The sequence below is a fragment of the Phenylobacterium sp. genome (assembly GCF_037968635.1).
Lineage (GTDB): Bacteria > Pseudomonadota > Alphaproteobacteria > Caulobacterales > Caulobacteraceae > Phenylobacterium.
Genome location: NZ_JBBKVV010000197.1, coordinates 1 through 9,310 on the forward strand (window position 1 = coordinate 1; position 9,310 = coordinate 9,310).

At 68.1% G+C, this 9,310-nt stretch carries 11 protein-coding genes; 8 read left to right on the top strand and 3 right to left on the bottom strand.

Annotated features, from left to right (window positions below; all coding sequences use genetic code 11):
- The 4 genes from AAC997_RS20765 to AAC997_RS20780 all read left to right on the top strand — a co-directional run.
- The coding region (locus tag AAC997_RS20765; protein ID WP_340647612.1) for a RodZ domain-containing protein at positions 1–416 on the top strand (416 nt) is incomplete at its 5' end.
- Between the two features lie 64 nt (positions 417–480).
- The gene (ispG, locus tag AAC997_RS20770; protein WP_340647613.1) at positions 481–1,614 is read left to right on the top strand and encodes a flavodoxin-dependent (E)-4-hydroxy-3-methylbut-2-enyl-diphosphate synthase; all 1,134 of its coding nucleotides are present in this window, start codon (positions 481–483) and stop codon (positions 1,612–1,614) included.
- 135 nt (positions 1,615–1,749) lie between these two features.
- Positions 1,750–2,043, top strand: a complete 294-nt coding sequence (locus tag AAC997_RS20775; RefSeq protein WP_340647614.1) for a hypothetical protein — start codon at positions 1,750–1,752, stop codon at positions 2,041–2,043.
- Positions 2,044–2,257: 214 nt separating this feature from the next.
- Complete coding sequence (locus tag AAC997_RS20780; protein WP_340647615.1) at positions 2,258–2,728, top strand: DeoR family transcriptional regulator; 471 nt, start codon at positions 2,258–2,260, stop codon at positions 2,726–2,728.
- Here the strand turns inward: AAC997_RS20780 and AAC997_RS20785 are convergent.
- Positions 2,725–3,027: a hypothetical protein gene (locus AAC997_RS20785; RefSeq protein WP_340647616.1), complete on the bottom strand. Its 303-nt coding sequence runs from the start codon at positions 3,025–3,027 to the stop codon at positions 2,725–2,727. The genes AAC997_RS20780 and AAC997_RS20785 overlap by 4 nt on opposite strands.
- Before the next feature lie 166 nt (positions 3,028–3,193).
- Complete coding sequence (locus tag AAC997_RS20790) at positions 3,194–3,802, bottom strand: hypothetical protein (RefSeq protein WP_340647617.1); 609 nt, start codon at positions 3,800–3,802, stop codon at positions 3,194–3,196.
- A 200-nt stretch (positions 3,803–4,002) separates the two neighbouring features.
- On the opposite strand from AAC997_RS20790, the gene prfA reads away from it, so the two are divergent.
- Complete coding sequence (gene prfA / locus AAC997_RS20795; protein ID WP_340647618.1) at positions 4,003–5,079, top strand: peptide chain release factor 1; 1,077 nt, start codon at positions 4,003–4,005, stop codon at positions 5,077–5,079.
- On the opposite strand, the gene AAC997_RS20800 is transcribed toward prfA, so the two are convergent.
- Positions 5,076–6,287: a YihY/virulence factor BrkB family protein gene (locus tag AAC997_RS20800; protein ID WP_340647620.1), complete on the bottom strand. Its 1,212-nt coding sequence runs from the start codon at positions 6,285–6,287 to the stop codon at positions 5,076–5,078. The genes prfA and AAC997_RS20800 overlap by 4 nt on opposite strands.
- Before the next feature lie 163 nt (positions 6,288–6,450).
- Between AAC997_RS20800 and AAC997_RS20805 the strand changes: the two genes are divergently transcribed.
- The 3 genes from AAC997_RS20805 to AAC997_RS20815 all read left to right on the top strand — a co-directional run.
- Positions 6,451–7,227, top strand: coding sequence for an MOSC N-terminal beta barrel domain-containing protein (locus AAC997_RS20805; RefSeq protein ID WP_340647621.1), 777 nt, complete (start codon positions 6,451–6,453; stop codon positions 7,225–7,227).
- Positions 7,224–8,093 (top strand): peptide chain release factor N(5)-glutamine methyltransferase, encoded by an 870-nt coding sequence (gene prmC, locus AAC997_RS20810; protein WP_340647622.1) that lies wholly within the window; start codon positions 7,224–7,226, stop codon positions 8,091–8,093. Before AAC997_RS20805 ends, prmC begins: the two co-directional genes overlap by 4 nt.
- A 251-nt stretch (positions 8,094–8,344) precedes the next feature.
- Positions 8,345–9,310: DUF4167 domain-containing protein (locus AAC997_RS20815; protein WP_340647623.1), on the top strand; the 966-nt coding region annotated here is incomplete at its 3' end.

Sequence of the window (9,310 nt, forward strand, 5' to 3'; positions counted from 1 at the left end):
CCCCCTATGAGACCCCGGGCCTGGAGGCCGCCACCGCCGGTGACGGATCCAGCAAGGCCGCCGACGACGCCGCCAAGCTGGCCAAGGCCCATCCCGAAACTGTCATCGCCGTCCCCAGCGCGCCGCTCGCCGCCGTCTTCGTGGCCAATGGCGCGATCTTTGGCGCCCCGGCGGCAGGCTCGGTGGTCACGCTGCAGGCGCGCAAGCCCACCTCGCTGATCGCGCGCGGCGCCGATGGTTCGGTCTATTTCGCCCGCCAGCTCGCGGCGGGTGAAGCCTACCGGGCGCCGATGCTCAAGGGCCTGACGGTGGACGTCGCCGAGCCCTCCTCGGTCCAGGTCTTCGTGAGCGGCCGGAGCAAGGGCCTGCTGCCGGCGGCCCAGACCCTGGTCTCCAAGCTCAGCACGCCGGAATAGCCGCCCCCCACATTCGCGGGGAAGCAGCTTGGGATTTCGCGGCGGGAGGCTTATTTTGTCCGCCATGACCGCTCACGATCACACCCACCTCCGCCCGTGGCGCACCATTACCCGCCGGCCCTCGCGCAAGATCCGGGTGGGAAATGTCGAGGTGGGCGGCGACGCCCCGATCACCGTGCAGTCGATGACCAATACGCTGACGGCAGACGCCGCGGCGACCATCGACCAGATCCGTCAGTTGGAAGAGGCCGGGGCCGACATCGTCCGCGTCTCCTGCCCTGACGTGGAATCGACGGCGGCGCTTTCGACCATCGTGAAGGCCTCCAAGGTCCCGATCGTGGCCGACATCCATTTCCACTACAAACGCGGCATCGAGGCGGCCAAGGCCGGCGCGGCCTGTCTGCGGATCAATCCGGGCAACATCGGCCGTCCCGACCGGGTGCGCGAGGTTATTCAGGCCGCCCGCGATCACGGCTGCTCCATGCGGATCGGCGTCAACGCCGGCAGCCTGGAGCCCCACCTGCTGGAGAAGTACGGCGAGCCCTGCCCCGAGGCGATGGTGGAGAGCGCGCTGGATCACGCCCGCATCCTGCAGGACCACGACTTCCACGAATTCAAGATCAGCGTGAAGGCCTCCGACATCTTCATGACCGTGGCCGCCTACCAGATGCTGGCGGACGCCATCGACTGCCCCCTGCACGTTGGGGTCACCGAGGCCGGCGGCCTGCGCTCAGGCACCATCAAGTCCTCCATCGGTATGGGCAACCTGCTGTGGGCCGGCATCGGCGACACCATTCGCGTCAGCCTGGCCGCCGACCCGGTGGAGGAGATCAAGGTCGGCTTCGACATGCTGAAGTCGCTGGGCCTGCGCCACCGCGGCATCAACATCATCGCCTGCCCGTCCTGCGCCCGGCAGGGGTTCAACGTCATCAAGACGGTGGAGACCCTGGAGGCCCGGCTGGCGCACATCGCCACCCCCATGAGCCTGTCGATCATCGGCTGCGTGGTGAACGGGCCCGGCGAGGCCCTGATGACCGATATCGGCTTCACCGGCGGCGGCAAGGGCGCGGGCATGGTCTATGTCGCCGGCAAGCCCGACCACAAGATGGACAACGACCAGATGGTCGAACACATCGTGCAGCTCGTCGAGGCCAAGGCCGCAGAACTGGACGCCAAGAGCCTGCAAGCCGCCGAGTAAGCGCGCCTGGTTTGGCGGGGGCCATCAGGACGAGCGAACGCGTTCAGCGAGATTTCCAAAGTTGACGCCTGCGTCACCACTTGCGCCGGGCGCGGAGCCTTGATTAGGTGCCGGCCACCATAAGGGAGGGACACCATGTCCGCTGACGGCAACTGGAAGATCACCATCAACTCGCCCATGGGCGCGCAGACGGTTACGGCCTCTATCAAGACGGACGGCGGGGCCTTCACCGGCACCACGCAGACCCCTGCCGGTGAGCAGGCCATCGAAGGCAAGGTCGACGGCGACAAGCTGACCTGGTCCACCTCCATCACCTCGCCGATGCCCATGACGCTGGAATTCGAAGCCACCGTCGCCGGCGACAGCATGTCGGGCAACGTGAAGCTCGGCGCCTTCGGCAACGCGCCGCTGACCGGCGTCCGCGCTTAAGGACGACCTTTCGCTCTCACGAGCGGCGGAATTCTGAAGGGCGGGTTGACCTGGGTCGGCCCGCCCTTTTCCGTGCGCGTTCCGCCGAATGTAAACCATTGTCAAATAACCCCAATTTGGGGTTTGGAGCCATCGCGCTTCCCAGAAGCTTCACCATAATGGTGTCGACAGCGGCGCTCGCCGCTTGGGAACGGGGCGTGATGTGGACATTGAATTGAGGGAACGCGTCGCGGTGCGCATGGCGATCGGGGCGATCCTGCGCGCCGTAGAGATGGTCAACCGCGAGTACGGCGGCGACATCACCGCGGCCCTGGTCTTCGCCTCTGTCGTCGAGGCCAACGTCGGCCACCTGGCCACCAATCCCGAATCTACCGCGCAGCTCGCCACCCTGGTGCGCCTCCCGCCCGACGAGATGCGCCGCCCGGTGACCGGGGTCTCCCTGGCCGCCACCCTGGGCATTCCCAACGAGACGGTGCGGCGTAAGGTCAAGGGTCTGATCGAGCAGGGCCTGCTGGTGCGGGTGGACGGCGGCCTCATCGTGCCCACCGAAATCATGGCCAGCGACCGCATGACCCGGCTGACCCGGGCAAGCTTCCTCAATCTGCGCCGGCTGTTCATCCAACTCCGGCGGATCGGGGTGGATCTGAGCGATGACGGTTCGGAGCTAGAGGTGGCGGTGGTCTAAAGGCTCGCCGAGGCTTCCACCTCCGCCGCCGCGCCTCCGGCGCGCAGGAAGGCCTCGGCCTCGGCGGTGAGCGCCCAGCGATGGGAGCCGGGACCGAAGGGCCTGCGGAACAGGGGCCGCACGCCGCGGCTGTCGCGGTCCGATCCCGAATGGGCGTCGAAGGCGGCTACGGCGCGGGCCCGCAGGCTGAGCTGGACCTCGCCTTCCCACGAACGGTTCATCGCCAGCACCTCGAGCACACGGTCGCGATGCGCCGAGCCGCCAAGATGCAGCAGCGCCTCGGCGATTTCGCCCACCATGGGATCCACCCCCTTGCGGGAAACGGTCCGGCGCGGCCTTCGTTTTTCGGGCTCTAGGATCGACGGCATGACCAGACCATAAGCACGGCTTCGGCGGCGGGTAACCCGGCAACTCTCAGTAGGCGAACCTTAGGCGCCCAGATTGGGTATAAGGCGAACATCTCCCTCAATGACCGTCCTTGGCGTCGGGAACCACACGCGAGGGCGCGTGCCCGGTCCGGCTCCAGCGGTCCTGCTCAAACCCCTGGTCGGCCACCTGCCAGATCAGGTTCATGTAGTCGCGGGCCTGGGCCGGATCGCCCATGGGATAGAGGGCGTTGACCTCTGACCCCGGCTCCAGCTGGGAAATCCGCTTGGCGAGGTCGGCGACGCCCTTCAGCAGGACGTGGCGGGCCACCAGCGAATCGATCTTGGCCCTCATGCCCAGCTGTGTCGGACCGCCAAACCAGCCGCGACTCGGCGCCGATACGCCCGCGCGGCGCTCCAGTTCGGTGAGCAGGACGGCCAGCAGCATCCGGCAGTCAGCGATCAGCCCTACGGGGGAGCGGCCCGCCGCGACGCCGATCCAGACATCCTTGAACCCCCGGGCGAAAGCCTCAGGCACCTGGTCGCTGAAGGTCGGCGGGGCGGGTTTCCGGGGGGCCTCAGGCTTGGCCGGGGCGGCCGGGCAGGTGCAGATCATCACCGGCGCGACCTGGCCGCCGAGTCCGCAGCGGCAGATGACCTGCGCCTGCGGCTGCGCTCCCGGAGGCGGCGGCGTGGGGTGATCACTCACCTTCGCCCTCCCCGCGCGCAGCAACGCGACGTCCGACACAAGCTGTACGACATGCCCCCATGATCACGGTTAACGAGCACCAAAGCGTCACCTTGGCAAGATCAGCTCGCGTCTCGCGCGAGGGGTCCGCCATCAGATGTTTGGCAAGGGGCCGGCGGGGGGGTAGAGGAAGCCTCCGTTTTCTCCCGGTGAACTGATCCGTGCGCCTTCCCCAAGCCAGACTCGACCAGGTTCTCGACCGCTTCCGCGAGATCGAAGCCCGCATGGGCGCGGCCACCGACGGCCAGGAGATCGTGCGCCTGTCCAAGGAGCATGCCGAACTCAAGCCCGTGGCCGACGCGGTCATGACCCTCGCCCGCGTCCGCGCCGAGGGACCCGAGCTGGAGGAGATGGCCGCGTCGGGCGATCCAGAGATGGCCGCCATGGCCCGCGACGAACTGCAGGTTCTCAGTGACAAGCTGCCGGCCCTGGAGCACGAGGTGGCCCTGCTGCTGGCCCCCAAGGACAAGGACGAGAACGCGTCCGCCATCCTGGAAGTGCGGGCCGGCACGGGGGGTGACGAGGCCGCCCTGTTCGCCGGCGACCTGTTCCGCATGTACCAGCGCTACGCCACCACGCGGGGCTGGCGGGTGGAGATCGACAGCGTCTCGGAGGGCGAGGTCGGCGGCTACAAGGAAATCATCGCCTCGGTCACCGGCGACGGCGTGTTCGGCCGCATGAAGTTCGAGAGCGGCGTCCACCGCGTGCAGCGAGTGCCCGACACCGAGGCCGGCGGCCGCATCCACACCTCGGCGGCCACCGTGGCCGTCCTGCCCGAGGTGGAGGACGTGGAGATCGACATCAACCCCTCGGACCTGCGGATCGACACCTACCGCTCCTCCGGGGCCGGCGGCCAGCACGTCAACAAGACCGACTCCGCCGTGCGCATCACCCACCTGCCCACCGGCATCGTGGTGACCTCGTCGGAGAAGTCGCAGCATCAGAACCGGGCCCGGGCCATGAAGGTGCTGCAGGCCCGGCTCTATGACCAGCAACGCGACGCCCTGGACACGGCGCGGGCCGACGCGCGCAAGAGCCAGGTGGGCTCCGGCGACCGTTCGGAACGCATCCGCACCTACAACTTCCCGCAAGGCCGGGTCACCGACCACCGCATCAACCTGACGCTCTACAACCTGGCGAAAGTCATGGAAGGCGAGAGCTTGGACGACGTGATCAATCCGCTGATCGCCGAGGATCAGGCCGCGCGGCTCTCGGCCTTGGAAGACGAGTTCGGCTAAGGCTTGCGCAGCCGCGCCGCCGCCAGCACCCGCTCGGCCTGATCGCGGCCGTCGATCCAGACCTTGGAGGTCAGCTTCTTCACATCGAGGTGGAAGGCCAGGCCCACAGTGTCGGCCATGGCCGCGCCGCGCACGCCCATGGGCTGGGGTGGGCCAGTGGTGGAATCCAGCGCCGTCTGGTGCTCGATCTCGGCGTTCAGTTCGGCGCCGATCAGCACCACCATCACCGAGAACCAGATCCACAGCATGAAACCGATCACCGCCCCCAGGGAGCCGTAGGTGACATCGAAGTGGGCGACGTTGTTGACGTACCAGGAGAAGCCCAGGGAGCCTCCCAGCCACATGAACGAGGCGAAGGCCCCGCCGGCGCTGACCCACCGCCAGCGCGCCCGGGCGCGGCAGGGGCCATAACGATAGGCCAGCGAAAAGGCGGTGGCCGCCAGCAGCAGGATCAACATCCAGCGCAGGGGCAGCCAGACGTCGGCGAAATCGTAGAATCCCATGTCCTTCAGGACGATGGGCACGGCCACCAGGATGGCGCTGACCAGGGTCAGGAAGATCAGCAGGCCCAGGGTGAAGGCGTAGGTCATGGCCGTGCGGACCACATAATTGCGCTTCTCGGCCTCGTCATAGGCGATGTTCAGTCCGTCGAAGAGCGCCTTCATCCCGGCGTTGGCGCTCCAGACCGAAAGCAGCAGGCTGATCACGAAGGCCACGCTCAGCGAGGCATCGGGCCGCATGGCTAAGCGCAGCATCTGGTCGCCGACGATCTGGATCACCGAGCCGGGGATGACAGACCCGAACTGGACGAGCTGGGTCTGGACGGCGGTGACGTCGTTGAAGAGGCCGTAGAGCGAGACGAAGACCCCGATGGCCGGGAACAGGGCCAGCAGGGTGTAGAAGGTCACCCCGCCGGCCACGGCGCTCAGCCGGTCATGGGTGATCTCGCGATAGGTGCGCCACACGACGTCCTTCCAGCCGCGCATGGGGATGCGGTGTGGGGCGTCGGCCAAGCGTCCCCGCCCGGGCTCGGCGACCTCGAAGGATTCGGGCTCGGCATGGGCCTGGACGCTGAGGCCGGGCTTGGGCTTGCCGCTCTTGCGCGGCCAGAAGGCGGCCAGCGCCGCGAGCGCGACCCAGGGCGCGGCCTGGAACGCGATCGGCGCCAACCGTTCCTTGGTCCATTTCCCTGAGAACAGCCGGCGCACGTTCTCCCACCCTCCAGACGCTAAGCCACAGCTTGAACCCCTGTTGGCGACAGCCGTTCCGTATCGTCGGCTCTGCCCGCCCGGCAGGCGGACCCGCAGGCCGCGCCATGATTGCGGCGCGGCGACGGTTGCGCGCGGCGGGAGCTTGCGGCAACAGGGCGGGATGACCGGTCACGTCGCCGCCCTCTATCGCCACCCGATCAAGGGGTTTACCCCCGAGCGCCTGAGCCAGGCGATGTTGAGCGTCGGCCAGCCCTTCCCCTGCGACCGCCTGTGGGCGGTGGAGAACGGACCCTCGGGTTTCGATCCCGAAGCCCCGGCCTACATTCCCAAGCAGAAGTTCACCGTGCTGATGGCCATCGCCCAGGTGGCCAAGGCCCGCACCGCCTATGACGAGGCGACAGGAACCCTGCGCGCCACCGCCGAGGGCCAGCCCGATTTCGAAGGCTCGATGGCCGACGAGGCGGGCCGCGCGGCCTTCGCCGCCTGGCTGACCCTGCTGTTGGGAGATGAGGTGCGCGGCGAGCTGAAGGTGATCCAGGCGACTGGCCACCGGTTCATGGACCACCCCCTGGGTCACGTCTCGATCGTCAACCTGGCGAGCCTTCGTGACCTGGAACAGAAGATCGGCCGTCCGGTTGATCCCCTGCGATTCCGCGCCAACCTATATGTCGAAGGCTGGGAACCCTGGGCGGAGATGGACTGGGTGGGACGCGAACTGATGCTGGGTTTCGCCCGCGCCAAGGTGTTCAAGCCCATCGTCCGCTGCGCCGCCATCCATGTGGATCCGGAGACCGCCGAGCGCGACATGGATCTGGTGAAGGCCCTGTTCGACAACTACGGCCACATGTTCTGCGGCCTCTACATGCACGTCACCGACGGCGGCCAGATCACCGTGGGCGACGCCTGCACCGTTCCCCAGATGGAGCCCGTCCGATGAGCCTGACCCTGTTGCAGGCCTGGCAGGGCGCCAAGAAGCGGCTTGAGGCCGCCAACCTGGACGGCCCGGTGATCGAGGCCCGGCTGCTGGTGGAGGCCGCCGCCGACGCCACCCGCGCCGACATCGTCGCCGATCCCTACCGCGAACTGACGCCGCAGCAGGAAGCCACGCTGGCGGACTATCTGCAGCGCCGGGAGAACCGCGAGCCAGTGAGCCACATCCTGGGGCGCAAGGGCTTCTGGAAGATCATGCTGTCGGTCACACCCGACGTGCTCACGCCGCGCCCCGACACCGAGACCATCATGGACGCGGTGCTGCCGGCCTTCCCAGAGCAGATGAGCTTCACTGTGCTGGACCTGGGCGTGGGCTCGGGCGCCATCATCCTGGCGATTCTCTCCGAGCGGCCGGCCGCCAAGGGGCTGGGAATCGACGTCTCGGAGGAAGCGCTCGCGGTCGCCCGCGAGAACGCCGCCAACCTGGGGCTGGCCGATCGCCTGGCCCTGCTGCGCGGTGACTGGACCGCGGGCCTGGGTGACGCGAGCTTCGACCTGGTGGTCTCCAACCCGCCCTATATCGCCAGCCAGGTGATCGAGACCCTGGAGCCGGAGGTGCGCGACCACGAACCGCGCCTGGCCCTGGACGGCGGGGCCGACGGCCTGGACCACTACCGGCTGCTGGCGCCGGAGATCCTGCGGGTGCTGAAGCCCGGCGGCATGTTCGCCGTGGAGATCGGCTTTGACCAGAAAGCCGCCGTCGAGGACCTGTTCAAGGCGGCCGGCGCGCAGGGGGTGCGAACCATCCCAGACCTCTCCACACGCGATCGCGTTGTCACAGGCACGAAAAACCCCTTGGAAACTCGGGGCTGAATCGCTAGATCAGATACCTGTCTCCACCCAATTCGTCGGTGCCCAGGGTTTCGGCCTCCTGAAAAGCAGGAATCGAGCACCACACCGACAGGCGCGGCTTTAAGTGGCGCTCGCCTCAAGTCAGGGCGGAAGACGGGGAACACTTACGTCTTCAACACGAATTCTCGGGTCCACGGGACCTGAGCAAGACGAAAAGGCAAGCCCGCGCATCTCGGCATGAGCTGGAGCGCCGGCGGAACGGTTAGCGAATAATGAGAGATTTCAAGGGTATGAAGCGTCAGCGCGGTCGCAATCGCGGCGGCGGTGGCGGCGGCGGCGGCGGGAAGCCCCAGCAGCAGAACGCCAACCGGGCGTTCGATTCCAACGGGCCGGAAGGCTCGAAGGTCCGCGGCAACGCCCAGCACGTCTTCGAAAAATACCAGCAGTTGGCGCGAGACGCCTCCACGGCCGGGGACCGGGTCCTCGCCGAGAACTACCTGCAGCACGCAGAGCACTATTTCCGGGTCGTCCGCGCCATGCAGCCGACCCGCGCGGCCAGCGAGATTCTCGGACGCGACCAATTCTCCTCCGGCTTCGATATCGACTTCGAGGACGAAAGCGGCGCCCAGGCCGCGGCCCAGGCTGACGCTGACGCCGCCGAGAAGGCCGACAAGGAAGAATCTGCCGGCGAGGGCGGCGAGGCTGTCGAAGCCCGCGGCGCCAACGGTTGGCAAGACCGCCCCCAGAACGAGACTCGCAACCGCGACGACCGCCCCCGGGACCAGGACCGCAATCGCGAAGATCGCCCGCGTGGCGACCGTCAGGACCGCAACGACCGTCCCCGTGATGATCGGCCGCGTGACGACCGCCCCCGGGATGACCGGCCGCGCGACGAGAACCGCAATCGCGATGACCGGCCGCGCGAGGATCGTCCTCGGGATGACCGTCCCCGCGAGGACCGTCCCCAGGGCGAGAACCGCAACCGCGACGACCGCCCCCGTGACGACCGTCCGCGCCGCGACCGCTGGCGTGACCGCGAGGACCGTCCCCGCGAGGACCGTCCCGAGCGCGATCCGCTCGCCGTGGTCGAACCCCAGGCCGCCCCGCTGGTGACGCCCGAGACCCACGCCTCCCCGGTGCTGCGCGACGACGATGGCGGCGAGAGCCACGCCCCGGCCTTCCTGAAGGCGCCAACCACGGCTCGGGCGCCCCGCGCGCCCAAGGCCGCGCCCCCGGCC

Bases quoted from the DNA above. Each gene is read 5' to 3' on its own strand.
- ispG (WP_340647613.1), top strand. From the start codon at position 481: ATGACCGCTCACGATCACACCCACCTCCGCCCGTGGCGCACCATTACC.
- AAC997_RS20775 (WP_340647614.1), top strand. From the start codon at position 1,750: ATGTCCGCTGACGGCAACTGGAAGATCACCATCAACTCGCCCATGGGC.
- AAC997_RS20785 (WP_340647616.1), bottom strand. From the start codon at position 3,027: ATGGTGGGCGAAATCGCCGAGGCGCTGCTGCATCTTGGCGGCTCGGCG.
- AAC997_RS20805 (WP_340647621.1), top strand. From the start codon at position 6,451: ATGACCGGTCACGTCGCCGCCCTCTATCGCCACCCGATCAAGGGGTTT.
- prmC (WP_340647622.1), top strand. From the start codon at position 7,224: ATGAGCCTGACCCTGTTGCAGGCCTGGCAGGGCGCCAAGAAGCGGCTT.